Source organism: Mycobacterium parmense, assembly GCF_010730575.1.
Taxonomy (GTDB): Bacteria; Actinomycetota; Actinomycetes; order Mycobacteriales; family Mycobacteriaceae; genus Mycobacterium; species Mycobacterium parmense.
Genome location: NZ_AP022614.1, coordinates 5,162,432 through 5,187,799 on the forward strand (window position 1 = coordinate 5,162,432; position 25,368 = coordinate 5,187,799).

19 protein-coding genes and 3 pseudogenes are annotated in these 25,368 nt (G+C 61.2%); 9 read left to right on the forward strand and 13 right to left on the reverse strand.

Features of this window, described 5'->3' with window-relative positions:
* The first annotated feature begins 24 nt into the window (after positions 1 to 24).
* From G6N48_RS23825 to G6N48_RS23840, 4 genes are all read left to right on the forward strand, one after another.
* A complete protein-coding gene (locus tag G6N48_RS23825; protein WP_170826031.1) occupies positions 25 to 915 on the forward strand; it encodes a metal-dependent hydrolase in 891 nt (296 codons plus the stop codon).
* A gap of 69 nt (positions 916 to 984) precedes the next feature.
* A complete protein-coding gene (locus G6N48_RS23830; RefSeq protein WP_007172273.1) occupies positions 985 to 1,854 on the forward strand; it encodes a metal-dependent hydrolase in 870 nt (289 codons plus the stop codon).
* The gene (locus tag G6N48_RS23835) at positions 1,826 to 3,454 is read left to right on the forward strand and encodes a flavin-containing monooxygenase (RefSeq protein ID WP_007172274.1); all 1,629 of its coding nucleotides are present in this window, start codon (positions 1,826 to 1,828) and stop codon (positions 3,452 to 3,454) included. Before G6N48_RS23830 ends, G6N48_RS23835 begins: the two co-directional genes overlap by 29 nt.
* The gene (locus tag G6N48_RS23840; RefSeq protein ID WP_007172275.1) at positions 3,451 to 4,404 is read left to right on the forward strand and encodes an SDR family NAD(P)-dependent oxidoreductase; all 954 of its coding nucleotides are present in this window, start codon (positions 3,451 to 3,453) and stop codon (positions 4,402 to 4,404) included. The genes G6N48_RS23835 and G6N48_RS23840 overlap by 4 nt, the downstream gene beginning before the upstream one ends.
* A gap of 327 nt (positions 4,405 to 4,731) precedes the next feature.
* Here the strand turns inward: G6N48_RS23840 and G6N48_RS23845 are convergent, their stop codons facing one another.
* The 8 genes from G6N48_RS23845 to G6N48_RS23880 form a co-directional block, all read right to left on the reverse strand.
* Positions 4,732 to 5,139 (reverse strand): SCP2 sterol-binding domain-containing protein, encoded by a 408-nt coding sequence (locus G6N48_RS23845; RefSeq protein WP_007172276.1) that lies wholly within the window; start codon positions 5,137 to 5,139, stop codon positions 4,732 to 4,734.
* A 279-nt stretch (positions 5,140 to 5,418) separates the two neighbouring features.
* On the reverse strand, positions 5,419 to 5,706 hold the full coding sequence (locus G6N48_RS23850) for an NADH-quinone oxidoreductase subunit I (RefSeq protein ID WP_007172277.1): 288 nt from the start codon (positions 5,704 to 5,706) through the stop codon (positions 5,419 to 5,421).
* Positions 5,707 to 5,732: 26 nt separating this feature from the next.
* Positions 5,733 to 6,185, reverse strand: coding sequence for a hypothetical protein (locus G6N48_RS23855; protein ID WP_007172278.1), 453 nt, complete (start codon positions 6,183 to 6,185; stop codon positions 5,733 to 5,735).
* Positions 6,173 to 7,357, reverse strand: coding sequence for a ferritin-like domain-containing protein (locus G6N48_RS23860; RefSeq protein WP_007172279.1), 1,185 nt, complete (start codon positions 7,355 to 7,357; stop codon positions 6,173 to 6,175). The genes G6N48_RS23855 and G6N48_RS23860 overlap by 13 nt, the downstream gene beginning before the upstream one ends.
* Before the next feature lie 364 nt (positions 7,358 to 7,721).
* Complete coding sequence (locus G6N48_RS23865) at positions 7,722 to 9,230, reverse strand: carboxylesterase/lipase family protein (protein ID WP_033721569.1); 1,509 nt, start codon at positions 9,228 to 9,230, stop codon at positions 7,722 to 7,724.
* 132 nt (positions 9,231 to 9,362) lie between these two features.
* A complete protein-coding gene (locus G6N48_RS23870; protein WP_033721570.1) occupies positions 9,363 to 10,259 on the reverse strand; it encodes an alpha/beta fold hydrolase in 897 nt (298 codons plus the stop codon).
* 52 nt (positions 10,260 to 10,311) lie between these two features.
* Positions 10,312 to 10,752, reverse strand: coding sequence for a PaaI family thioesterase (locus G6N48_RS23875; protein WP_007172283.1), 441 nt, complete (start codon positions 10,750 to 10,752; stop codon positions 10,312 to 10,314).
* Between the two features lie 48 nt (positions 10,753 to 10,800).
* Positions 10,801 to 11,448, reverse strand: coding sequence for a TetR/AcrR family transcriptional regulator (locus G6N48_RS23880; protein ID WP_046182710.1), 648 nt, complete (start codon positions 11,446 to 11,448; stop codon positions 10,801 to 10,803).
* A gap of 120 nt (positions 11,449 to 11,568) precedes the next feature.
* Between G6N48_RS23880 and G6N48_RS23885 the strand changes: the two genes are divergently transcribed.
* Both G6N48_RS23885 and G6N48_RS23890 read left to right on the forward strand, forming a co-directional pair.
* Positions 11,569 to 13,062, forward strand: a complete 1,494-nt coding sequence (locus G6N48_RS23885; RefSeq protein ID WP_007172286.1) for an acetyl-CoA acetyltransferase — start codon at positions 11,569 to 11,571, stop codon at positions 13,060 to 13,062.
* A complete protein-coding gene (locus G6N48_RS23890) occupies positions 13,059 to 14,156 on the forward strand; it encodes a zinc-dependent alcohol dehydrogenase (RefSeq protein ID WP_007172287.1) in 1,098 nt (365 codons plus the stop codon). Before G6N48_RS23885 ends, G6N48_RS23890 begins: the two co-directional genes overlap by 4 nt.
* Before the next feature lie 42 nt (positions 14,157 to 14,198).
* On the opposite strand, the gene G6N48_RS23895 is transcribed toward G6N48_RS23890, so the two are convergent.
* Positions 14,199 to 15,407 carry an IS110 family RNA-guided transposase gene (locus G6N48_RS23895; RefSeq protein WP_007172600.1) on the reverse strand — a complete coding sequence of 403 codons (1,209 nt, stop codon included), beginning with the start codon at positions 15,405 to 15,407 and terminating at the stop codon, positions 14,199 to 14,201.
* 246 nt (positions 15,408 to 15,653) lie between these two features.
* On the opposite strand from G6N48_RS23895, the gene G6N48_RS23900 reads away from it, so the two are divergent.
* Together G6N48_RS23900 and G6N48_RS23905 are read left to right on the forward strand one after the other, a co-directional pair.
* A complete protein-coding gene (locus G6N48_RS23900; RefSeq protein WP_372457562.1) occupies positions 15,654 to 16,223 on the forward strand; it encodes a carboxymuconolactone decarboxylase family protein in 570 nt (189 codons plus the stop codon).
* 287 nt (positions 16,224 to 16,510) lie between these two features.
* Positions 16,511 to 16,980, forward strand: a pseudogene (locus tag G6N48_RS23905) (PaaI family thioesterase).
* A gap of 31 nt (positions 16,981 to 17,011) precedes the next feature.
* Here G6N48_RS23905 and G6N48_RS23910 read toward each other — a convergent pair.
* The 4 genes and pseudogenes from G6N48_RS23910 to G6N48_RS23925 form a co-directional block, all read right to left on the reverse strand.
* Positions 17,012 to 19,529 (reverse strand): annotated as a pseudogene (locus tag G6N48_RS23910) (MMPL family transporter); the annotation flags it as partial.
* Positions 19,530 to 22,457, reverse strand: a pseudogene (locus G6N48_RS28735) (MMPL/RND family transporter). It abuts the pseudogene before it with no gap.
* The gene (locus tag G6N48_RS23920; protein WP_007172563.1) at positions 22,454 to 22,873 is read right to left on the reverse strand and encodes an MmpS family transport accessory protein; all 420 of its coding nucleotides are present in this window, start codon (positions 22,871 to 22,873) and stop codon (positions 22,454 to 22,456) included. Before G6N48_RS23920 ends, G6N48_RS28735 begins: the two are co-directional and overlap by 4 nt.
* A gap of 104 nt (positions 22,874 to 22,977) precedes the next feature.
* Positions 22,978 to 24,171, reverse strand: a complete 1,194-nt coding sequence (locus tag G6N48_RS23925; protein ID WP_007172294.1) for a cytochrome P450 — start codon at positions 24,169 to 24,171, stop codon at positions 22,978 to 22,980.
* A gap of 65 nt (positions 24,172 to 24,236) precedes the next feature.
* Between G6N48_RS23925 and G6N48_RS23930 the strand changes: the two genes are divergently transcribed.
* Positions 24,237 to 24,818 (forward strand): TetR/AcrR family transcriptional regulator, encoded by a 582-nt coding sequence (locus tag G6N48_RS23930; protein WP_007172295.1) that lies wholly within the window; start codon positions 24,237 to 24,239, stop codon positions 24,816 to 24,818.
* Positions 24,819 to 25,368 lie beyond the last annotated feature (550 nt).

Below are 25,368 nucleotides of genomic sequence, written 5' to 3' on the forward strand. Positions count from 1 at the left end.
TGTTCGAGGAAGGGGTATCTTGTTATGACGAGCGACCACATAGTGCAAGAGGCAGCGACCACTGCAAATGCGGTGAGTGAGGGGTCTCGGTATCCGACGACCCGGCGGATACGTTTCCCGTTTGCCCAGGGCAGCAAGTATTTCGTTAACGACGACATCATCTTCAGCCACTTTCTGGCGAACTTGTCGGGGTCGTTCCCGCCGGGGGAGGAGTTGTTCATTCGGTCGGTGCGCCGGTTTGCCGATGAGATCGCCGACCCTGGGTTGAAGAAGCGGGTGGCCGGGTTTATCGGTCAGGAATCGGTGCATGGCCAGCAGCATCGGGCGCTCAATGACAAGCTCGTTGACATGGGGTATCCGATTGGGTGGTGGGATTCCGAAAAGTTTGTTGATTGGGTGAAACGCATCGAGGAGGTGCTGCCGGCCCGGATTCCGCTGGCGGTGACAGCAGCCGCAGAACACTTCACCGCCGTACTTGCTGAGCGGCTGCTCGGCGATGAGGAGATCCAGGCGATCCCGGGTGATGCGGAGGTGTGGAACCTGCTGAACTGGCATGCGCTGGAGGAACTTGAGCACAAGTCGGTTGCCTTTGATGTATTCCGCTCGGTGCGGGGTACCGAGCGGGTGCGTCGACGTGTGATGGCGGTAATGATCCCCCTTCTGCTCCTCCTCATAACCGCCGTACTGGCTTGTTCGGTGGCGCGGGATCCCGAAGCGCGCCGTCAGCCAGTGCGACTGGTGCGTGAGACCTATCGGCTCTACCGCGGCCCCATTCTTCGTGGCGTGATCCCAGAGCTCAGGCAATACCTGCGACCGGGATTTCATCCCGACGACATCGACACCAACGCGTTGCTGGAGCAATGGCAGGAGGAACTCTTCGGCACCGAGGGGGCCCTGGTCGGCTACCTGAAGTGACCGACCACCACACTCAAAACAAAGGAGAGTGTCATGGTAGCTAGTCACGCAGCAGTTGCGAACACAGGAATGGCACCGGAAAGACCAGCAAAAAAGGCGTATCCGAAAACTCGCCGGATTCGGTTCTCATTCGGTGATCCGCAGCCGATGCAGCGTCACTTCGTTGAGGGCGACATCGTGCTTAGCCACCTTGTGGCGTTGCTGTCGGGCATATTTCCGCCCGGCGAGGAATTATTTATCAGGTCGGTCCGGCGCTTCGCCGATCGGGTGACCGATCCGGAGTTAAAGAAGCGGGTGGCCGGATTCATTGGTCAGGAGTCGGTGCATGGGCAGGAACACCGCCGGCTCAACGAGCAATTGGTGGACAGGGGCTATCCCCTGGTCAGTTTTTTCATGTTCGATGCCAATAGTCGGCGGCAGCGGCTGTTGGTGCGGATCGAAAACCTGCTGCCCGCGCGGGTACCCCTGGCGGTCACTGCAGCGGCTGAACACTTCACTGCCACGCTGGCTGAGCGAATGCTAGGCGAGGAGTTACAGAAGATCCCTGGTGATCCCGAGGTGCGAAACCTGCTCAACTGGCACGCGGTGGAAGAGCTGGAGCACAAATCGGTTGCCTTCGACGTTTACCGGTCGGTCCGCGGGCCGGAGTGGCTTCGCATCGGTGTGATGGGGGTTTTATACGTTCTGGCCATCCCGGTGATAACGATCGGCGTGTTGCTGTCCATCGCGACGGACCCTAAAGGGTGGCATCCGATCAAAGTGACGCGTCAAGCGCGTGCTGTGTTTCGAGGCCCGCTGCTCAAGGGTTTGATGGCCGACCTGCGCATCTACATGAAACCCGGCTTTCATCCCGACGATGTCGACACCCGTGCGCTGCTGAACAAGTGGCAGCAGGAACTGTTCGGGACCCATGGCACCCTTGTGGGTTACCAAAAGTAGCAGCAAGTCCGGCGAGCCCGAATTGAGTACAAAAGTCGAGATTGAACAGTTACCTGCTGCCGAGCGTGTCACTCCTGACCATGACGTCGTCATTGTGGGCGCTGGGTTCGGCGGTATCGGCGCCGGTATCGCCTTGCAACGGAGAGGTATTCACGACTTTGTCATCGTCGACAAGTGGGATCGGGTGGGCGGCACCTGGCATGCGAACACATATCCGGGTGTGGCGGTGGATATTCCGTCGTTTGTCTACAGCTTTTCCTACGAGCAGCGCGGTGATTGGTCGCGGATCTTCGCTCCGGGTGACGAGCTTCGGGATTACGCCGATGACGTCGTGGACCAATACGGCCTGCGTGAGAAGCTTCGGTTGAACACCACCGTCGCCTCGGCGGTGTTTGATGAGCACAACAGTCTATGGCGATTGACCGCCGCCGGCAACCAGGAGATCACGAGCCGATATGTCGTAATGGCGGTCGGCGGCCTGGAACGCCCGAAGATGCCCGATATCCCAGGTTTGGACGAGTACGGGGGTGCGCTCGTGCACACCGCGCTATGGGATCACGACGTGGTGCTGGCCGGTAAGCGCGTCGCGGTGATCGGCACGGGCGCCACGGCGCTCCAGCTTGTCCCGGCCATCGTTGACGAGGTCGAACATCTGACCGTCTTCCAGCGAACGCCGATCTGGGTGTTCCCCAAACCGGATATGGAGATCAAGTCCGTCGGCCGATGGGTCCTGGGCCGTAAACGAATCCGCTCGGCTATCCGCACGGTGGGCACTGTCGCAACTGAGATCGGGATGGCGGGGATGTGGGTCGGTCCAGGGTGGCTAGTGAACGGGACTCGCCAGCTGCTCGAGCTAGCTACACGCCGCTGGATGCGTCGGCAAATCGAGGATCCAGTAATTCGGGAGAAGCTGATCCCACACTATGGCTTGGGCTGCAAGCGCCCATCGATGTCAAACGACTACCTCCGCACATTCAACCGCGAAGATGTCAGCCTGGTCACCGATGCGATCGAGTGCATAACCAGGAAGGGGGTGCGGACAGTGGATGGTGTAGAGCACGAGGTCGACGTGTTGATATGCGCGACCGGGTTCAAGCTGTGGGATACGGGTGCAGTGCCACCCTTTCCCGTCATCGGGCGCGACGGCATCGATCTCGGGCGGTTCTGGTATGAGCAGAGATACCAGTCGTATCAAGGCGTGTCTGTTCCCAAATTTCCGAACATGTTCTCCATCACTGGGCCTTATGGCTTCGTGCTGGGATCATATCTGTGGATGATCGAAGCGACGTCGGCTCATCTGAGCCGCGCTATAGCCGAGGCGAAGCGCTGCGGCGCGACGGTCTGCGAGATACGTCAGGAAGTCCACGACGAGTATTTCCGGAAGTGTTTGAAGCGCCAGGAAAAGAACTTTCTGTTCACTCCGACCTGCGCGGATTCGAATACCTACTATATCAACAGCCAGGGCGATTCACCGTTTCGGCCGTCGACGCATGGCGAAATGTATTGGCAGAACCGACATTACAACCTTGATGTCTACCGCTACAGTACGGGCGTTAAGCTTCCGGGTGCGATCGGGGCCATGAGGAAGGAGAACGCGTGAAGGTCAATCGGTTGCGTCCACGCGTGGTGGTGGTCACCGGGGCTGCAAGCGGTATTGGCCGGGCGACAGCGATCAGGTTTGCCAAGCTCGGCGCCCATGTCGTGGTGTCCGACATCGATCTGGATGCGGCACAAGCGACCACGGCGATGATCCGTGGTCATGCCCGCAGCGCGTCGGCGGCGCAATTGGATGTTATCGACCCCGATGCCTGGGAGGCGCTCGCTCGCAGCGTGTTAGCCGATTACGGATACGCCGATGTGCTGGTCAATAACGCAGGAATCTTGGTGGGCGGCCCGTTCTTAGAGCTGCGTCCGTCGGATTGGGAACGCCAACTCGGTGTGAACCTAATGGGCGTCGTTCATGGGTGCCGTTTCTTCGGCGCCCAGATGGTTGAACACGGCGGTGGCCATATCGTCAATATCGCCTCGGCGGCGGCATTCACGCCCACCCCGGTTATGTCGCCGTACTCGGTTTCCAAAGCGGGCGTGAAGATGCTGACCGAATGCCTGCGGCTCGAGCTCGGACCGAAAGGCATCGGCGTCAGCGCGATATGCCCGGGTGTGATCAATACCAATATAGGTGATCGCGCGGTGGTTGTCGGCGTCAACCACGAACTGATCGAACAAGGAAAACAGTTCACCAAGAAGCTCCAGGAATTTGGCGAGAAGTTTCCGATCTCACCGATGAGTCCCGACCTCGTCGCTCGCGCCGCCGTGCGTGCTGTACGGTTTGATCTCGCGGTCGTACCGGTGCGCACCGAGGCCTGGCTGGGCTATTTCATGCTCCGCATTGCCCCCGCTGTCAACCGCCGTATGACACAACCATTCTCAGTGGAGGCGTTGCAGCGGCTGGGCACTCGCCTGTTGAGCACCCAGCGCGCCACGAACCAGGACAAACTTGTCCCCCGTCGAGCCGATTCGGCGGCGTCGGTCGTCAGCACGGGAAAGTAGTCTGCTGACGATCAATGGCCATTCCGAAGTCGAGTGTTTCCGACATCATCAGTCCTTCCCGCCAAGCTCACGCCCGGCGTGTCAGACCAAGATCAGATCCACCGTTGTTCAGACAGTCCCAGGTATGGAAAATGACCCCGACGAAATCCTGCCCCACACCCGTAAACGGGTTTCAGACGCAGGACCCTAGTAGCGCAGGGCTTCAAGTGCGGCGCGGACCAAGACGCCGGTCGCAGCGACCAGGCCGACGCTTATCCGGCCCGTTCGAACATCTACGCTCGAGGAGCTTGATGTACGCCATACAGCTTGACGACTTGTCGACGCGCGTCAAACAACCAGCAGGTCAGTACGGCCCTCAGCCCGCAGCAGCTCCTCGTACCGCGGGAAAAGCTTCTTGGCGACGGGAATAAGCTTCAGGATCTTTGGAACCGGCCCCTTGGCGCGGACCTGGCCTTTGGCCAGCGCGACAGCGAGATTGAGGTTGCCCTGCCAAAACCGGTTGGCCATGTCAGAGGTCATGAACATCGCTACGGTAGGCTTGATGTCACAGTTCCCGGTGAACACCTTCTTATTAGGCATGTCGACCGTAACCTGGATATCCGGGTCAGAGCAGTTGAGCTGCAGCACAACACCGGATGCCGCTAGTTGATCGGCGATCGACTCATCGTCCACCGCCTCCTCGAAGATCCCGGCAATGTACTTCGTTGCCTCGACGCCGTCTTTGAAAACGCCCATGACACAACTCCTAGTCATTTGATGGGGTGGTGATGGTCGGGACGCCGCGAGGTCTGACCGAAAAACCACGATGATGATGTCGTGATAGATCGGCAAAGCTGACGGCGACGCGGCGGGAGCTCATGCGGCAGCTGACATTGTGGGTCGAAGCCACAGCTATCGCCTGTCCGAATTTTGGCAGAGAGGTCAGAATCAACCTCCGCGCCAAGCGGCCGCGCGACACGTGGCCCCGGCCACCAATCTGATGCCAATCCCTCAGCTCCTGGATCTTTTGATGTATCAGCTATCTTTGCGCGCTGCCCAGTCGTATAGCTTTCCGATCTTCGTGTAGCCATTGTCCGGGACAAATGCCGCCTCGACCCGCCCGTCGTGAATACAATCGACGGGGCACAGCGGGACGCACTTCCCGCAGTCGATGCATTCATCGAGGTCGATGACGAATCGGCCCAGGAAATCGTCGGCCTTCTTGGATATGGCATCGACCCGTCCCGGGCACGAGTGCTCACACGCTCCGCACCCGATGCACGTGTCATCGATGTAGAAATGGCCTCGCCGAGTGCCGCTCATGCTCTTTCCTTTTCTTCAGCGGCGACTCACAGCCGAGCGCTCTTGTTGATGAAATGCTGCAAACTCTGGTTGTAGCGGAAAAACATGTCCTTGCCCAGAGGATCAGATGACCAGACCCGTATCGGCGTCGACGCCATGCTCAAGGCGTTGAGGGTGTGATCGAGGTCCGGTCGGCCGTCTCCGGCGCGGATGTTGTCCACCATGTCCAGCCACGAATCACGGTCGGTTTCGATGACGAAATCCATCGACTCCAACCCTGTGTCGCTGATCTCTTTGATCTCGCTCACCTCGAAGCCGTCGAACGTGAGCTGGACAATCAACGCAGACCCATCTGGGCCGCCATCGAAGATGTTGACGGCAAACCGGCAGTCGACCTCGCCGAGTTTACGGAACTCGGCGAGGTCAGCCTTACTGACCTCCGCCAGCCTGGTGAACCACTCAACGGTAGGAAGATCTGCGCTCGTACTTACGCCGTCCACGGCATCTCCAAGGGGATCGTCACCTTCTCGCGACGGTCAAACCCGGCCCGCTCACAGCGCTGCAGGTACTCCTCAATAATCGTCCCCCACAGGAACGACACACCCTCCATACCTTCGTCGATCTTGTCCACTCCACCGCCCATAAGAACGGCCAGCGGTTCCAACAGCCCGGGACTGCTCAGTGCGGTGAGGATGATCTGCTCGCCAAGATCGGCGAAGCGATGCATATCCGAAAGCGCCTTTTCCCGATCAGTCGAGCTGTCGAGGAAGTTCTTCAATTCCAGGGTCCCGTACGACACGTGACGGGCCTCGTCCTGCATGCAGCGCCGGAAGATCTCCTTGTCGACATGCGTCTTGGACAGGTACTCCCCGGCCCGGAAAATCGTAAGGACAAGCCCTTCGCCCAGCACGTTCAGCAGGAACGTGCCCTGGGTGTGGCTCGGCGACTCGAGGATCGCCTTCAGTGCCCACTCCAGGGCCGGGCTGGCGTGCAACAAGCCTCCCCCGCCGGCGAGGGCACGCTTTCGGAACACCTCCATGTGGCGGGCCTCGTCCATCATCTGCGTCACGAGGAAGTTCTTAACCTCGTAGAAATCCGGTGAGGTGCGATACACCCACCGCGACGGAAAGTCACCGGCGACGAACTCAACCTCCGTCAAAGAGGTAGCCAGCTGGCACGCCGCCTTCTCCAGATCCTCACTGGCGGGCTCCAGCTCGTTCCACGGAATATCGCTGGTGGAGTTCCACTGCCGTGCCTTGGCCTCCTCATACAGCGTCATGACGTTGTCCGCCCAGGCCTCCTTCTTGTCGAGGATGTCATAAGCGTCGATGGTCGGCATCTGGTCAACATAGGGCTCACGCACAGAGCCGCGCGGGGCGAAGTTGCGCCACGTCGTGTGCTCGGGCAGCGTGCCGTAGGCTGGCGGGCGGTTGATGTCGGTATAGGTCAACCCCCGCGAACTCGGGCGCGCGCGAACACCCCAATTGGCCTTGTCGGTGTTCATCCAGTGCAGCGAAAACGAGCCGCGCCCGAGCCGGTCGAGGTTCTCCTGCAACAACTCAGCCCAAATCGTGTTGTCCTCCCGAAACTTCTTCTCGTAAGCCGCCAACGCCTCGTCTTCGAGCGGAGTTTCACTGGGAAGCGCCTGCATCTGGGTCAGCATCTCGGTCATGTGGTGATCCTTCACATTAGTGACCTAATCCATTCGTAGCGCCAGCGTATGGCGCCGCTCACATCGCGTGTAAGGTCCGGCAGGGTCAACTCTGACCCGAGTGGGCCATCCCACTATCGAAACTTTTGGCCCGCCGCCGTAGCGCGAGCCGATAGGCTGAAGCTCAAGCGCTCCGCGCGCAACTACCTGGGCGTCTGGTTCCATTCCCAGGTGGTGGTGGTAATCAGCAGCTGACGCGACGAACAGCGGTTCAACGTAGGGCTGAACGCCGCTCCCCGCCGAATTACGGGCGAAGCTCTGTCTTTGAATACCTCGCCCGCGGCAGTTCGCGGCATGTCGGGAACGAGATGCACACAGAATGCGGTCAGGGGCGGCGGAAGGTAAATCCCTCCCACGCCTGGCGCCGAACCGCAAGCGGGTCACACTCGACCCGCGATGTCCTGTCGAAGATCATCACCGCATGGTCGGCACTGACGTGGCTGGGCCAACCCGCGCCAGGCACGCCTGTGCGGGCGAAGGCGCACCACCGCGACTGGACATCCTCGGTAATGCGCAGCGCCGTATATTTGTCGCCTGCCGCGCTGAGCAGCCGACCCAACCGCGTTCTGTAGACGTCGAAAACTGCGAGCAATTCGGTAGCATGAGTGGCCCCCAGCCCGGACCATCGCAACGTGCGCGGAGCGTAGTCATAGCGGTACACGTATACCGGAGCGTGTGCGCTGTGCGCGTCGGCGATCTGCCATACGACCGATGCGAACGTGAAGTCGCCTCCCAATTCAATACAAGCAGCGGCTTTCGGATAAGAGGGGTACGCCGCCGTAATCCGCTCACGGTCAGCAGATTCCACAGTCGATAGCAGCAGCTCGATCTTGGGTTCGTTCGTTGGCAGTAGTTTCAGGAAGCGGGTGAACAGCTTGGCTTCTTCCGCATTGTTACCCACGACGAGAGGCACTCGGTGTGCTTTTCCCAAGCGCAACGAATCCATTGGATCCAGCGGCAGGTAGTCGGTTCCATATGTGGGACCGACCGGATATACGCCCGGCGCGTTGCGGCTTTCCTGCATGATCAGATGATCCAAAGTCGCTACGAGGTCGGTCGGCGGCGCGGTCAGCAAGACCGCGGCAGCGTCTCGCCTCCGAGCTCCGAGAATCGCCGCAAACCTTGCGGCGTATTCTTCAGATTGTTCACGGGAACTAGCCAAACCTCCCGCGGGGCTCTCAGAAATGGCTTGAGCGAACAGCCCTTTAGCAGCTGGAACAGCCAACAGCGTCGCCACTGCGTGTGCCCCTGCGCTCTCGCCGAATATCGTCACAGCGTCGGGATTGCCGCCGAAGCTTGCGATGTTGTCACGCACCCAACGGAGCGCCATAACCAGATCACGCAGATAAAGATTGTCGTCGATGCGGAAGGCGTCGGTAGACAGAGACGAGAGGTCAACTGCTCCAAGCGCGCCCAGCCGGTAATTAACTGACACGAACACGCACCCCTTGCGAGCCAACGATGCCCCGTCATATACCGGTGTCGCGGAGCTGCCGAGGAAGTATGCGCCGCCATGGATGAACACCATCACAGGTAACGGCCGCTCGTATCTGGTGTCGGGCGCGACGACGTTCAGCGTCAGGCAGTCTTCGCTCATCGGCTGATATTTGCCGAGGCCAACAAAAGTGTATTTGCGCGGCTGTGGTGCACAGTACCTGAAACGGTGACACGGCAAGACTCCCTCCCACGGCTCGATTGGCCGGGGGGCTCTTAGGCGCAACGCCCCGACGGGCGGCTCGGCGTAGGGGATGGATCGCCACCTGGTCACGCCGTCTCGGGAGAAACCCTCGACCAAGCCGGAAGTTACTGTGGTGCAGACGGTACGAAGGTGCATCGCTCGACTGTAGCTAATGGCCATTCACATCCTGCTTAAGTGGATGGATGTCACGCATATCTTGGTTTTGGTAGCTGTCGGCTGCCCTTAACTATGGCCAGCTTTGGGCTGCGCCACACAGCTCAGAGGTTCTCAGGCCGAATTGGCTATCGTGCGGTCGAGAAATCCGGCGACTGCTGCAGTGAAGGCGTCGTTGTCGTCGCCGGCCACCATGTGACCTGTGCCGGAAACGTCCACCGCTTCGGCGTGCGGGACAACCTGGAGGAATTCATCGACCGACTGCTGCGATGTCACATCCGAGAGGACGCCGCGCACCAGAAGCGTTGGTGCCTGCACGCGACGGGCCCCCTCAACAAGCAGTTCGCTGATCGCGTCGAACTGTTCGGCACCAGTGGCGGGGTCACCTTGCAGGAACTGAAAATTAGAGGTGATGAAAGCCGGATCCCATCGCCAAATCCACCTGCCATCGTCGCGTTGGCGCAACACTTTTCGCAGTCCGTCCAGGCTTTCGGGACGAGCGCGGTGCGGATTGTATTGGGCGATGACGTCGGCCGCGTCGTCGAGCGTGCCGAATCCGTCGGGATGGGCGGCCATAAATGACACGACGCGGCGTGCACCGTGGAACTCCATTCGCGGGGTGATGTCGACAAGAACGACTGCTGACCACAAATCGGCTGGTGCCAGCAGATGGGTTCCCAAAATGGTCATGCCACCCAACGACGCACCAACGACCACCGGCGGGCGGTCGTCACTCGCATGTTCGCGCACAGCCAGCAGATCGGATGTGAGTCCTGCGAGTTCGTATCGCCCAGTCGGGTCCCACCCGCTATCGCCGTGGCCTCGGGCATCGTAGGCGACGACGGTGTAACCGCGCGCATGCAACCGGCGCGCCGTGGTGGTCCAAGCGTGGCGATTTTGACCACCACCATGCAGGAGAAGTACGACGGCGCGGGCGGTGTCGTGCCGGTAGAAATCCGCCGTGAGGGTGACGCCGTCTTCGGTGCGGATTCGCTCGCAGGTAACAGTCATTTGATTAGGCCGCGATAGCCAATTCGGACGGCACTCGTGCTCAGTCTCGCCATCAACCGGAATACCCCCTCGGGCTAACCACCGTCACGGTTCCCTGCGCCGCGCATACCGCGCGCCCCGCGTTGGAGACATCGATTCTGGCGACACCGCTACGCTTGCCCAGCGCGATGATCTCGGTGACCGCAACGCACACTCCGCTCGACACGGGCTGCAGCAGATTTAGCTTGAATTCCGTTGTGGCCACCCATGATCCCGCTGGGATAACCGGATAGAACACCACGCCCAGACAGTGGTCTACCATCGCCGACAAGCATCCGCCGTGCAGGTTGCCGAACGGCGTCATCAGGTCGTCCCGAGCATCCATCTCCACAACCAGACGTCCCGCGGCGAATTCGGTGTGCCGAAATCCCAAGTAGCTGGACAGCCCACCCGCGGTTGCCGCCGCATTCTGCAACTCGTCGGCAATCTCTTGGCTGAACTGCTCGAACTTCATGTCTAGAGCCCCTCGTCGTTCACCGATACTGCTGCCACTAACGAGACATTACTCCGTACTTGTTGCATCAGCGCAAGACCGGGTGGTGGTGAGCAGAGGAGGAAGCAGGAATCTTCGTAGAAAAGCATCGAGGCCCTCCGGGCTGCGCTGCCTTGGGCCTTCGACCGTGAGTAGGCTGAGGATAGCCCGCAGTATCCACTCGGATGCATCGTCGACCGACACCCCACGCTCAAGTTGATCCCAGTGCGCGGCGAAGACAGGGCGAAGGAACTCGGCGACGAGTTCGAACAAAGCCACCGACGTACCCTTGGCCAGCCCTACGCCGGCGAGTTCGTCGTCACTGCCGAATAGCAATCCGATTATGGGTTCACGGTGGGCCGCACGGAGTGTAACCTCGACGAAATCCAGTATCGCCGAGCCTAAATCGGCATGCGCTGCGATCCGCGCACTAATGCGGCGGAGGTAGCGTTCGGCTGACCGCAAGATAACACCGGAAATGACGGATTCACGACTCGGAAAGTAGCGATACACCGTGGCGCGGGACACCCCGGCCTGCCTGGCGATGTCCTCCATCGTGGTGCCCGGTAGCCCCTTGTTCTCGAGGGACGTTGCGGCGGCATCGAGCAGATGGTCTCGGGCGATGTCGCGGCTCGCGGCGGTCGCCGTGCCCCATCGCAACGATTTTTTCGTCACCATTCAAGTATGCCGTCCCGTGCCGTTCGTGGGCTGACGATCGAAGCAGTTGTCGTATAGCACCTTATGTGACAATATCGCAGATATGTCGCAAAGGCGTCGACGATGACCGCGGCCTGACCGTTGCCGATTCCACGCCGCACTCCGGTCGTCGTCGCAGTTGGTGAGATCACGCACCGCGACGACGGTGTCGTTGACCCCATCGATTTGGCTTCCGAGGCCGTGCGTCGAGCATTGCAGGACTCGGGCGCTGCTATCGGGCATCGAATCGATATGGTGGCGACGCCCGGAATCTTGATGATTCCGCGTGACAATCCTGCGACGAGGATTGCCGAAGCGGCTGGGCTGGCGCCAATACGGCGCATCAGTTGTCCGGTTGGCGGTAATACGCCTCAGTACCTCGTTGAGGTGCTCGGCGCCCGCATCGCGCGCGGTGTCAGCGACGCGGTGTTAGTCGTCGGAGCGGAGAGCGGCGCGTCAGCTCGTAGGGTTGGATCGGGTCAGGTGCGACGAGACCCGAAACCCGTTGAGGGCCGGGATGAGTCACTTGGCGATACTCGCCCCGGTCTGAGCGCGGCCGAGATGTGTGCTGGACTGCGTTGGCCGCACCAGGTGTACCCGGTCTTCGAATCGGCGATTGCGGCTCGATCGGGCCGGACCTTCGATGAGCAGCGTCGCTGGCTGGGAAACCTGATGGCCCCCTTCACGCTCGAAGCATCGAGGCATCCCGGCCAGGCATGGTTTCCGCGCGCGCGCACTGCCAGTGAGCTCAGCTCGGTCTCGCCAACTAACCGGATGGTGTGCGAGCCATATCCCAAGATGCTCAACAGCATTATCACCGTCGATATGGCAGCCGCCTTCGTCATGATGGCTGCCGAAGTCGCCGACGAAATCGGTGTTCCTCGTGACCGATGGGTTTTCCCATGGTGCGCGGCCACTTGCAACGACGTGTACTTTCCGGTTCAGCGGCCCGATCTCAGTCGGTCCGCGGGAATTCGCGCTGTCGGACGGGCGCTCCTAGCTGCCTGCGACCTTTCCGCCGATGACATCGGATGGTTCGATTTGTACTCCTGCTTCCCTTCCGCGGTCGAAGTTGCGATCGAGGCGCTCGATCTCGATCCAGCGGATCCACGCGGGTTCACGGTGACCGGTGGATTGCCCTACCACGGAGGACCGGGTAACAACTATGTCAGCCACTCGATTGTGGAGATGGTTCGACGCTGCCGAAGCGAACCGGACGCCCTAGGACTGGTTTCCGGATTAGGTTGGTACATCACGAAGCACTCGTTGGGCCTATGGTCGGCGACGCCGCCGCCGACTGGGTGGCAGACACCGGACATGGCGGAAGCGCAGGCCGCGATTGATGCGACTGCGGTTCCAGTCGCTTCTGCCGCCGACACATCCGGTAGGGCAACGATCGACGGCTACACGGTGGTACACGACCGCGACGTTGGCCCTTCGTGGGTGCCTGTTCTCGCGCGTCTACCCGACGGCCGGCGCGTCGCGGCTCGCAACGACGATGCGAAGGTGGCGAAGGAAATGTCAAAAGAGATGATGGTCGGACGTCAGGTAACTGTGCGGCCCGCTGATCAGCGCGTCGAATTCGAACTGCCATGAAGGCCGATGCGCTCGTGCTGACCAAGCCGCGCGCCCTCGAGCGGCGCACTCTTGCGGTACCGCCCGTCGACGGCCACTCCGGAGTCCTTCGGATCGAGGCGTGCGGGCTCTGCGGAACCGATCACGAGCAGTACAGCGGTCACCTACCAGCGGGCTTCGCCTTCGTCCCGGGACATGAAATCGTCGGTGTCGTTGAGGCAGTCGGTGACGCCGCAAGCGCGCGTTGGGGTGTGTCGGCAGGTGATCGGGTTGCGGTCGAGGTTTTTCGATCGTGCCGGGAGTGCGACGCGTGCCGCCGAGGTGAGTATCGCAGGTGCTCGCGCAACGGACTGGCCACGATGTTCGGCTTCGTCGACGTAAACATCGATCCCGGCCTGTGGGGAGGGTACGCAACGCACCTGCATCTGCCCTTCGATTCCATGCTGTTGTCGATTCCAGACAGACTCGACCCGATTGTCGCTACGTTGTTCAACCCGCTGGGCGCGGGAATCAAATGGGCTGCCACGCTGCCGGAGACCGCGTCAGGCGACGTCGTCGCAGTCCTGGGGCCAGGCATCCGCGGCATCTGCTCGGCCGTAGCAGCGAAGGAATCCGGAGCGGCATTCGTCGCTATGACCGGACTCGGACCACGCGATCGACCACGGTTAGCCGCAGCGTCCAAGTTCGGCGTGGACCTGACCATTGACGTGACCCGTGAAGACCCGGTCAAGGCCCTGCAACGAGCGACCGGTCAACTCGCAGACGTCGTCGTCGACGTCACCGCCAAAGCGCCAGGTGCATTCGCTGACGCCGTCGCACTTGCTCGACCAGGCGGACGCGTGGTGATCGCCGGCACCCGCGGCGGCGGCGGAGCACCAGGCTTCGAGCCAGACCTCCTCGTTTTCAAAGAACTACGCGTCCTCGGCTCGCTGGGGGTCGATTACCCCGCCTATCAGAGCGCGATCGAATTGCTCGTCTCTGGGCGTTGGCCCTTCGATGAACTATCCCGGGACGTCGCCGGTTTCGCGGGCCTACCACGATTACTCGACGTCTTAGCCGATGGCGAGCCGGGCACGATTCCGGCCTTGCACAACGTCTTCGTACCGATGGCCTGACGTGCCAGCAGTGCCCAACTGAAAGGACTCTCAATGACGATGTCAAGCCGCCGACTGAGTGATCGGGGGTGAGTCGGGTTGCCAGGTGCGGTTGTCGCGGATGAGTGCGTAGAGGACGTTGGTGCGGCGTCGGGCCAGGCAGATGGTGGCTGGGATGGGTCGTTTGCCTTGGTTTCGTTTGCGTTGGTAGTAGGCGCGGGAGGCCGGGTCGCAGCGGATGGCGGTCAGTGCGGACATGTACATCACCCGGCGCAGCCGGCGGCTGTAGCGCTTGGGGGTGTGCAGTCGTCCGGTGCGTTTTCCCGAATCTCGAGATACCGGTGCGAGCCCGGCCCAGGCGGCGAGCTGGTCGGCCGAGCCGATCAGTTCGGGATCGCCGACGGCGGCCAGGAATTCAGCACCGAGCCGAAATCCCATGCCTGGGATGCTGGTGATCACTTCGGCCAGTGGATGGCGGCGAAATCGGTCCTCGATGTCGGCATCGGTGGTCTTGATGCGGTCATCGAGGGCAATCACCCCCTGCGCCAGATCAGCGATCAGTCCGGCGGCCACTTGTTCGCCGGGCAGTCGGACCGTTTGAGTTTTGGCGGCCGCCACCGCAGCCGCCGCAATGGCCGCGGCATTACGCACTCCGGCGTCGGCCAGGATCCGGGTCAGCCGCGAAATACCGGTCTGGCGGATGGCTTTGGGGCGCTGGTAGCGCGCCAGCAGCACTACCCAGCCCCGGTCAGCGCTGAGCTGGGCGGCCCGCTCCAGCGCCGGACACACCGCAACGAGTTGTTGGCGCAGTCGGTTGATCGTGCGGGTGCGGTCAGCGACCAGGTCGGCGCGATGAGCGGTGAGCAGCCGCAGTTCGGTGATCAGATCGTCGTCGGGATGCAGCAGTGGCAAGTCATCGCCGCGCATCCGCGACTGATCAGCGATCACCCGGGCGTCTTTGGCGTCGGTCTTGGCTTCACCACCTCGATAGACCGCCGAGGCTTGCCAGACCGCACGGCCCGCCAGGTAGCGCACCGACTTGCCGGCATCAGCCAACACGGTCAACAACAGGGCGGCATACACCGTGGTCAGGTCCACCGTCCAGGCAACCTGATCAGCCAACGAGTCAATCTCGCCGATCAGCGCACGGATCGGTTGCTCCTCGTTGCCGAGTCTGCGCGACAACACCACCGTGCCGCTGTTGTCGACCACGCACACCCAGTGATGTTCCTTGCCGACATCAACCCCAGCCCACAACTGGCCCGCTGCCATCGATCTCCTATCCGCTTGTCTGCCAACACGATCCCCACGGACAACCCCGCCAGCATTTCCTTAAACAAGCGATCACGTCGCAGATCTCAATCAGCGGCCCGAGGAAGTCCAGGAAGGCCGGGCGGCCAGTCCTTTCAAGCCGCACCACCAGGCCGGCAACCGACATGCCGCCTCACCCGACCCACCCGGGTCACAGCACAACGTAACAACACGAAGTAACTGCACCTACGAACTTAAGGACCGACTGTGGGCAGTGGAAACCGCGTCGAAATGCTCGGCCTGACAGACGCGCGCCGGCGCGCTGCTCAATGTGGCATCCCCGAAGCCATAGCGGAGTTGTCGATATTCCGAATCGCGCTTCACCAGCCTAGTGTGGCAATGGCCTTGAACGGACTGCTGGAGGCGTTGCTGTGGACCGGGGACCTCGACGCGCGGCTGCGAGAGCTGATCATCATGCGAATCGGCTGGGTCACCGGCTCGGTCTATGAATGGACGCAACATTGGCGACTCGCACGAATGCTCGACGTGTCCGAGCGTGACCTGCTCGCGGTGCGAGATTGGCAGAATGCTAACCACTTTGGCGATGCCGAACGTGCTGTACTTGCGGCGACCGATGAGACACTGCGTGACGGCACCATCTCGGATGGCACGTGGGCTGTGTGCCGAGATGCGTTGCAAGCAGACCCGGGGCTCCTTGTAGAACTTGTCGCGGCGATTGGCAACTGGCGACTCTTTTCTGCGCTCCTGCGATCTCTGGATGTGCCGCTCGAAGACGGCGTCGACGAATGGCCCCCTGACGGTGTTCGACCATCGTGACGCAGCGTGTCCAAAATGCCTGCGGTACCGTGCTAACGGTATCGCGCCGAAGCGGACCGTACTGGCGCTTGGATCGCCCGGCGCGGCTCGCCGTGACCATGAGCTGCACTTTGCCAGGTCGGCATACGCCAAGTTGCTGCGTTCGGCACCTTAATGCGGGATTTCTCGTCGTTTAAGGCCGCAATGGCCGAAGTTATCGAACACGTCCAACCGGAAACGAGGCCGCAACCTTGGATGCTCCAAATTCAACTGAACCGCAACGCCTGCCGTCACACACGCCTACCTGTATGGGTTGCGGGACCCGAGAATTCCAGTGGCCTGCAGCTAGAGGTCTATCGTCTGGACGATGAGGTATATGCCGATGTGGCATTCGATGAGCGTCATATCGGTGCGCCCGGCTTGGCGCACGGCGGGGCTATCGCGGCGGCGTGCGACGACCTTTTGGGCTTCACCCTGTGGATCGCCGGCACGCCTGCGGTCACGCGCAATCTCGCGATCGAGTATCTAGCGCCGGTTCCGCTACACCAGCCCCACCGCATTAGCGCACGTATCAGCGTGCGGCAAGGACGTGCCTTACACTGGCGAGGGGGTCGGTGAAGATGGCGTCATTCGTTTCACCGCAACAGCGGTTTTCATCACGGTAGAACCCGAACACTTCGCCGCCCACGGCGACATCGCCGGTTTCGGAGAGCTTCTTGACCAGCTCGTCCGCTTCGCTGGACCCAACACCGCTCATGACTCAGATGAAGGTGCGTAATCGTCGGTATTTTAGTCAAAATGCAAGAGTTTCAAGCGTCCTCACGTTTACGTTGCGGCCACCAGCTGGTCTCACGGAGCAATGTGGCGATCGCGGGAACCGTGAGAGTGCGGACAACAAAGGTGTCGAGTAGTAGGCCACAGCCGATGATGAGCCCGGCTTGGATCATGATCGCGACCGAACCGACCATAAGGCCGAACATGCTGGCCGCGTAGATGAGCCCGGCGGAAGTGATGACTGAGCCGGTGTTTGCGACCGTGCGCAGTACGCCGACGCGGATGTTGTGAGCGGATTCCTCGCGTAACCGCGAGATCAGCAGCATGTTGTAGTCGGCGCCCACCGCGATCAAGATGATGAACGCCAAAAGCGGTACCAGCCAAGCGATTTTCTTACCGAGGCCGTATTGGAAAACGAGCGTCCCGATGCCCAGTGCGGCTGCGTAGTTGAGCACGACCGTACCGAGCAGGTAGAGCGGGGCCACCAAGGCGCGCAGGAGAACGACGAGGATCAGTCCGACGATGACGAGCGTGGCAATGGCCAGCAGATGGAAGTCGGCCGACAGAAGGCGCTGGATATCGGAGTTGACGGCGGGGAATCCGGCCATCGATATTTTGGCGTTGGCCAAGGAGGTGTTGGGCGTGCAGCATCGGCAACTTGGGTGATCTTCTGAGCGAGATCCATCGCTTCGCTGCTGTAGGGGTTGTAGCTGGATTCGATGGCGAAGCGTGCGGTCTTGCCGTCAGCGGACAGGAAGTGCTTTGCCACATCGGAGAACTGGCGATTCTCGAAGGCGTTAGCCGGGAGGCAAAAGCCGCTGGAGTTGTCCGAACCGGCGCTGGACCGCGCGGAATTCTGTAGTTGGGTGGCGATCTGACTCATGCCGGACAACATTTCGATGTTGCTGTCGGCAAGGGTATGCACACCGGTGGCTAGGGCTTGTGCGCCCGATGCGAGCTGGCTGATGCCGTTTTGGAGGCGGCGGATGTTGCCGGCCATGTCGGCGGGGTCGCCGAGCGCTCCGAACGCCTTGTTCAGCGAGGTGACCGTGTTCTGCAGGTCTGCCATGGTGCCCCCCGCAGTATCGCCGCCCGGCTGGTACATGTCGCCGAGGTTGGCGAGCTGGCTGAAAAAGCCGCCATCGCGCAAGGTCACCAGAATCCGTACCTGGTCGCGGATCTGGGTGCACTCGGGTGTGGAGGCAAACCAGGGGGAGGTGTTGAGCGCACCGACCAGCGGGTCGATCGTGGCGATCGCATTCTGAGCTTGTTGAGCTTCTTGACGTAGCCCAGGTCCGGCTCGGATAGCTTGGTCGATGGTCGGTGTGGTAGTCGAAAGTTGCTGCAGCAGAGGGCGAAAGCGCTGAAATTGCGAGCCGCTGGACTGGGCTTGGTTAAGGATACCGGTCAGCGGAGTCAACGCTGTGCGAAGGGTGGTGTCAAGTTGCGCCAGGCCGCTGGCGAGTTGGTCGGCACCGCCGGTGAGTTTGGTGAGATCGGTCTTGTGGGCGTCTCCTTTGGCGACGGCATCGGCCATCTTGTTGCCGATCTGGACGTTTTGCCAAGAGAGCTGTGCCTGATCGAGTCGTGCCCCGGTGGGCCGGGTGACGCCGGATACTTTGGTGACGCCCGGCAATTGCGACACGCGAGACGCCATCTCATCCAGGTCGGCCAGGCCTTTACCGGTGTGCATATCGGTCCGTGATTCCACGACCATGAACTGGGTGATGACGATATCTTTGCGAAAGTGCCTGTCCAGCAGGTGATAACCTTCGTTGCTGGCGGTTGTGTCCGGCTCTCCTTGGCGGTCGTCGTAGCTCATGCGCATGGTCAGCGCGACAGCCGCTAGCCCTAATACAAGGGCCAGGCTGGCGGCCAGCAGTGGGGTGGGTCGGCGGACTACGGCCACGGCGATCCAGTTCCAGTAGCGGCGTGTGCGGTCGGCTTTGGGTTCGCCAATGCCGCCGTTTGGCGGCCAGCGCCAATACCGGAGGGAACAATGTCACGGTGGCCGCGACTCCGACGAAGACGGCTATCGCGCACGCTGGGCCCAGCGCGCCAAAAACGCTCAGCTTTGCAAAGAACCATGGCCAGAAATGCAAACGCCACAGTCGCGGCGGAGGCCAGGATCACCCGGCCGATGGTGGCGGTTGCGTTGATCACCGCGAGGTCAGCCGAGACGTCCTGGCGGCGCTGCTCGTGATACCGGCTGATCAAAAATGCCGAATAATCGGTGCCGGCGCCCAACAGAATCGCCGTCATGAACGCGATGGTGAATCGCGACACCGGCATTCCCGCTTCGCCCAGCGCCGAGAGCACTCCGCGCCCTACCGCAAGGCTGACCCCGATAACCAACAGAGGCAGCAACGCGGTAAACAGTGACCTGTAGATGACCAGCAAGATCAGCGCTATCAGCCCGGCGGTCACGACGGAGATGACAATCAAATCCTGCTCAGCCGAATCGATTTGATCGCTGAACGTCGCGGGAGGGCCGGTTACGCGGACCGTCGTGGATGTGCCGCTAAAGGACTGGGCGGCGATAGCGGTGATGGCTTAGTAGTGCGGTGAGGCCGCCGGGAACCGGTCGGTGGTCGCCGACTGCGGGTCATCTTGCCGGGGCAGCAGGTAGGCGCGAACCGCCGAACGTGGCCCGTAGGGCCGAAGTAGCTGGCTGGCCGGGCGAGTGCGTACCTGCTGCGGCCACCAGAACCAGCGCCCCAGCAGCGCGGCGACGGACGGCATCATGAATGAGCGCACGATCAGGGTGTCGAACAGCAGACCCAGGCCGATGGTGGTGCCGACCTGCCCGACGACTTTCAAATCGCTGAATATGAACGAGGCCATGGTGGCGGCGAAGACCAGGCCCGCAGACGTCACCACCGCACCGGTGCCGGCCATCGAGCGGATGATTCCGGTTTTCAAACCGGCACCGATTTCTTCTTTGAAACGGGACACCAGCAGCAGGTTGTAGTCGGATCCGACGGCCAGCATCAAGATGATGGACATCGCCAGCACCATCCAGTGCAGTTTGAAGCCGATGATGTCCTGCCACACCAGCACGGACAGTCCGAACGAGGCGCCCAACGAGATCAGCACCGTGCCCACGATGGTGACCGCGGCGACCAGGCTTCGGGTGATGATCAGCATGATGATCAAAATCAGGCTGGCCGCAGCTATTGCCGCGATCATCAGGTCGTATTTGGAGCCGTCGCGCATGTCCTTGTAGACCGCGGCGGTGCCGGCAAGGTAGATCTTGGCGCCCTCCAGCGGAGTTCCCTTGATGGCTTCCTTGGCTGCGTTCTTGATCGGCTCGACGTGCGAAATGCCTTCCGGGGTCGCGGGATCCCCTTCATGGGAGATGATGAAGCGGGCCGCGTGCCCGTCCGGCGACAGGAACATCTTCAGACCGCGCTTGAAGTCGGGGTTGTCGAAGACTTCCGGCGGGATGTAGAACGAGTCGTCGTTCTTGGCGGCGTCGAAGGCCTGGCCCATGGCGGTCGAGTTTTGGCTCATCACGTCCATCTGGTCATACAGCGACGACATCGAGCTGTGCATGGTCAGCATCATTTGCTTCATGGTCGTCATGGTGGCGATCATGGGCGGCATCTGCGCCAGCATCTGCGGCATCAAGGCGTCCAGCTGAGATATGTCGCCGGCAAGATAGGTGAATTTTTCGGTGATCTGATCCAGACCGTCGAGCGCGTCGAAGAGGGATCGCAGCGACCAGCAGCCCGGGATGTCGAAGCAGTGCTTTTCCCAGTAGAAGTAGCTGCGAATCGGCCGGAAGAAATCATCGAAGTTGGCGATGTTGTCGCGCAATGTGTTTGTGACATCCAACATTTCATGCGTGAGGCCGTCCATGTGGTGGGTGACCGCGGCCATCTGCGAGGTGATGTTGTACATGCGCTGCATGGTGTCGATGGACTGTTGCATCGCGTCGGCCTGCTTGAGCATGTCGTCCATGCGCTGGTGCATGTACTGCTGGTTTTCGACCTGCGTGGTGTTTTGCATGCTGATCTGGAACGGGATTGAGGTGTGCTCGATCGGCGTTCCCAGCGGCCGGGTGATCGCCTGGACGCGCGCGACACCCGGATGTGGAAGACCCCTGGCGATCCGGTCCAACACCAGCATGCCCGCCGGGTTGCGCATGTCGTGATCGGTCTCGATCATCAACAATTCCGGATTCATCCGGGACGCGGGGAAATGCCGTTCGGCGGCGGCGTAGCCGATATTCGCGGGGACGCTCGGGGGTAAATACAGCCGGTTGTCGTAATTGGTTTGATAACCGGGTAGGGCGAGTAGACCGATGAGGGCGATCGCGACTGACACCGCGAGAATTGGCCCGGGCCAGCGCACGATCGCGGTGCCCACCCGTCGCCATCCCGGGTCCGCATCTTGCGCTTAGGATCGAACAGCTTGAAGAAACTGCCGACGGTCAGGACCGCCGGACCCAAGGTCAGCGCGGCAGCAACGGCGACCAGCATCCCGACCGCACAAGGGATACCCATAGTCTGGAAATACGGAAGCCGGGTAAAGCTCAGGCAATACATCGCACCGGCAATAGTCAGGCCAGAGCCAAGGACGACGTGCGCGGTTCCGTGGAACATGGTGTAGAAGGCTTTTTCGCGGTCCTCGCCTAGGCCGCGCGCCTCTTGATATCGGCCGAGAATAAAGATCGCATAGTCTGTCCCAGCGGCGATGGCCAACAGCACCAAAATATTAACCGCGAAGGTCGACAATCCCATGATGTTGTTGTAGGCCAGGAAAGCGACAACCCCCCGAGCCGCCATCACCTCGATCACCACCATGAACAACGTGCTGAACACGGTGATAATCGAGCGGTATACCCACAGCAACATCACGATGATCACCACGAAGGTGATGATCGTGACCTTCTGGAGGCTCTTTGTCCGGCCGAGTGCTGATCGGCGATCAACGCCCCAGCGCCGGTCACATAGGCCTTGACCCCGACGGCGCAGGCACGCTGTCCACGATCTTGCGGACCGCCGCGACAGACTCGCTGGCCAGGCTCTCGCCCTGGTTACCAGCAAGATACGCCTGCACATAGGCGGCCTTGCCGTCGGAGCTTTGCGAACCGGCGGCCGTCAGCGGATCCCCCCAGAAGTCCTGGACGTGCTGGACGTGTTTCGTGTCAGCCTCGAGTTTGCGGACGATCTGGTCGTAGAAATGGTGGGCCTCATCGCCCAGCGGCTTGTCACCTTCCAGCACGATCATGACCGCACTGTCACTGTTGAATTCGTTGAATACTTTGCCGATGTGCTTCATCGCTTGCATCGACGGCGCGTCCTTGGGGCTCATCGACACGGTGTGTTCTTCGGCGACCGCGTCCAGCGATGGAACCAAGACGCTGAGGACGACGACAAGCCCCACCCAGGCAAAGACGACGGGCACCGCGAGTTTGTGGACCGTTCGCGCGAAAACCGGCATATGCGGCAGCCCTGCGGCCCGGTCATCGGTCATGCGGACTTCACTATGCAGAACGTTTGCGCATTCATACCCTGACTCGACCTTTCGTCCTTGACCACCTCGTCCACGATGATCCGGCAGCCGATTTGGTTGCTGTCGCCCTGCGCGACGATGTTGACGCTCACCGAGGGCAGCGTCGAGGTAACCGAGAGCGTCCAGGGCAAAGGCACGTTGCTAGCTTTCTGGGGCTGGGCATTGATGTCCAAGTAGTTGATGTTGGCCACCGTCCCCGGGGGACCATAAACCTGGTAAACCACGCGCTTGGGATTGAACGGCTTGATCTCATCGGCGATGCCGCTGGTCATCGTCTGATCGTCGTGGACGCCGAAAAAGGTGCGAAGCCGCAGTACGCAGAAGCCCGCTACCGCCACCACCGCCACGATGACCAGGACGATCCACATTTTCTTCATCGCAGCGCCAACGTGAATCCTCCCCAGCCAACCATCTCCCGCTAGTTGGGCGCCCCACCGCCCATTCGACTGGATCGGTCACAGCCAATTGGACCGCAGCGCGGCTAGTTCGCCGACCAGGAGATCGGCAACGACAAATAGCCTCGGATCGGGCCCGACCGCAGGCGCTGCGCGCGGCCCAAGTCGACTTCCCAGTTGGGCACGCGGGCCAGCAAGGCGCGCAACGCGATCCGGGCCTCCATCCGGGCCAAGGACGCACCGAGACAGAAGTGAATGCCTCGGCCGAATGCCACTTGGTGTTCGGGTTTGCGCCCGATGTCAAACACGTCGGGATCAGCGAACACGCGTTCGTCACGATTAGCCGAGCCGAACAACAACAGCACCGAATCACCCGCCGACATTGTGACGCCATGCACTGTCACGTCGCGGGTCAACGTTCGCGAAAGTCCTTGAGCCGGTGAGTCATACCGCAGCAGCTCCTCAACAGCTGCCCCGAGCAAGCTCTCATCGCCAGCCAGCCGGTGGCGGGTGTCGCGATAGTCGGCCAGTACCACCGCGGCGTTGGCCAGCAGATTCGACGTCGTCTCATGACCGGCGATCAGCAGCAGCAGGCAAAAGCCAAGCAGTTCGTCGTCACTAAGGTGCTTTCCGTCGATCTCGGCACACACCAACGCTGACATCAAATCGTCGCGCGGTTGGCCGCGGCGGTCGGCGAGGAAATCGGTGAAGTAGCCATAGATCGCGGCCGCGGCTGCCAAAGCCTCGCCGGTCTCGCCGTGGGTGGGATTGGACTGCACCAACGCGTTCGACCATCGCCGAAATTGTGTACGGTCCTCGCGCGGCACACCGAGCAAATCAGCGATCACCATCGCTGGTAGTACAGCTGCGAAGTCGGCGACGAAATCGGCCGAACTGGCTTCCTGGATCAGGCCGGCCGTCAACTGATCAGCGAGGTCCTCGATCGCGCACGTCAGCGCCGCGATTCGTCGCGGGGTGAAGGCCTTGCTAACCAATGCCCGCAGCTGATCGTGTCGCGGGGGATCCATCAAAATCATCATCGGCAGCAGCGATTCGCGAAAAGTCGAGCCCGGTGGAGTCGGAAATACTCCGTCGACCGACGAGTAGCTGTGATGGTCAAGCAGCGCGCTGATGACATCCGCGTGGCGACTAAGTACCCAGGTGTTGGTATCGGCGGCGTGATAGACCGGTGCCGCGTCGCGTAGCTGCCGGTAGACGGGGTAGGGGTCGTCCTGAATTTCCGCGTCAAAGGGATCGTAGCGAAGTTGTACCGTCGACATAGCGTCTCCTGCCACATTGCAGAACGTCGGTTTAGACTGAGAGTTTAAACCGAGGGGAGGACTTTATGCGGAAGATTCCCGCTCAGATTGCCGACCGGTTGCCTGCCGCGGCCGAACTCTTCGCCGAGCGCGGGCTCAACGACACAAAGATCGAAGACGTCGCCGCGACCACGGGCATCGCCAAGGCCACGCTCTACTACTACTTCGCCGGCAAAGAAGAAATACTCGCCTTCCTCCTCGAAGACGCCCTACAACACGTCGCGCACGAGGTCACCGCGATCGTCGAGGCAGACGGCGCCGCCGCCCAACGCCTGCACGACGTCATCAGTGCCCAACTGCGCGTGATGGCCCAGCGGCCCGCTGTCTGTCGCGCCCTCATAGGAGAACTGGGCCGCGCCGCCCGCATGCCCGTCATCGCCAACATGATCAGCACTGCCTACTTCGAACCCGTCGAGACCTTGCTTCGCGCGGGCGCTAACGACCGTTCACTCGAGGCTCTCGACAACCCCAGAGCTGCCGCCATCGCGCTATTCGGTGCAGTCACCACCAGCGCACTGACCTACCTAATCACCGACGATACGCTCGACGAAGATCTAATCGCACGAACAATTCACGACGTCGTGTTTACCGGCATACGGCCACGCTAGCTCCCCCCGCAGACCAATCTGCGACCACGCGTGTGCTCGATAGTCAACGACTTTGAGCATTTCTGAACATCTCCTACCGCAACAGCTCACCCCCAGAACGCCCGCGTCCGATGGAGGTTCGCGGCCGGCGAGATCCGGGCACCTGACCAGTGCAGCCAGAACGTCGGACCCGAAAACCGCTAGCCCACCACGGCAATACCGCAGGTTTCGAATACGACCACTCCACCAGCACAGTGCCAACACACGACTTACACACCGCCCCTTGGTGTTTCGTGCACTGTGCAAAGTCTCGATGGTCGTCGCACACCAACCATGCGCCCGCACACGACGGGTCAAGTAGCCCGTGGCCGCGGGCAAAATTAGCGTCAGACGGGGGACTTGCCAGGGCTACGGAGGCGTGGCACAGCCTCGAAGCATCCAGGTCTCGAATGGCTCCGCCGGGCGGCGGCCGCAATAGTCAGATATGGCCAATCCGACCCGCGTCTCGGCAACGTGGGATGTCCACATCGCGATATTCGGTATCGCCGGTGGATCCTCACCCGAAGGCTGT

What these genes read in the sequence shown, in the direction of transcription:
- G6N48_RS23890 (WP_007172287.1), top strand. Translation starts at nt 13,059, where the DNA reads ATGAAGGCCGATGCGCTCGTGCTGACCAAGCCGCGCGCCCTCGAGCGG.
- G6N48_RS23865 (WP_033721569.1), bottom strand. Translation starts at nt 9,230, where the DNA reads ATGCACCTTCGTACCGTCTGCACCACAGTAACTTCCGGCTTGGTCGAG.
- G6N48_RS23870 (WP_033721570.1), bottom strand. Translation starts at nt 10,259, where the DNA reads ATGACTGTTACCTGCGAGCGAATCCGCACCGAAGACGGCGTCACCCTC.
- G6N48_RS23825 (WP_170826031.1), top strand. Translation starts at nt 25, where the DNA reads ATGACGAGCGACCACATAGTGCAAGAGGCAGCGACCACTGCAAATGCG.
- G6N48_RS23920 (WP_007172563.1), bottom strand. Translation starts at nt 22,873, where the DNA reads ATGAAGAAAATGTGGATCGTCCTGGTCATCGTGGCGGTGGTGGCGGTA.
- G6N48_RS23925 (WP_007172294.1), bottom strand. Translation starts at nt 24,171, where the DNA reads ATGTCGACGGTACAACTTCGCTACGATCCCTTTGACGCGGAAATTCAG.
- G6N48_RS23845 (WP_007172276.1), bottom strand. Translation starts at nt 5,139, where the DNA reads ATGGGCGTTTTCAAAGACGGCGTCGAGGCAACGAAGTACATTGCCGGG.
- G6N48_RS23880 (WP_046182710.1), bottom strand. Translation starts at nt 11,448, where the DNA reads ATGGTGACGAAAAAATCGTTGCGATGGGGCACGGCGACCGCCGCGAGC.
- G6N48_RS23895 (WP_007172600.1), bottom strand. Translation starts at nt 15,407, where the DNA reads ATGGCAGCGGGCCAGTTGTGGGCTGGGGTTGATGTCGGCAAGGAACAT.
- G6N48_RS23860 (WP_007172279.1), bottom strand. Translation starts at nt 7,357, where the DNA reads ATGACCGAGATGCTGACCCAGATGCAGGCGCTTCCCAGTGAAACTCCG.
- G6N48_RS23930 (WP_007172295.1), top strand. Translation starts at nt 24,237, where the DNA reads ATGCGGAAGATTCCCGCTCAGATTGCCGACCGGTTGCCTGCCGCGGCC.
- G6N48_RS23875 (WP_007172283.1), bottom strand. Translation starts at nt 10,752, where the DNA reads ATGAAGTTCGAGCAGTTCAGCCAAGAGATTGCCGACGAGTTGCAGAAT.
- G6N48_RS23830 (WP_007172273.1), top strand. Translation starts at nt 985, where the DNA reads ATGGCACCGGAAAGACCAGCAAAAAAGGCGTATCCGAAAACTCGCCGG.
- G6N48_RS23835 (WP_007172274.1), top strand. Translation starts at nt 1,826, where the DNA reads ATGGCACCCTTGTGGGTTACCAAAAGTAGCAGCAAGTCCGGCGAGCCC.
- G6N48_RS23850 (WP_007172277.1), bottom strand. Translation starts at nt 5,706, where the DNA reads ATGAGCGGCACTCGGCGAGGCCATTTCTACATCGATGACACGTGCATC.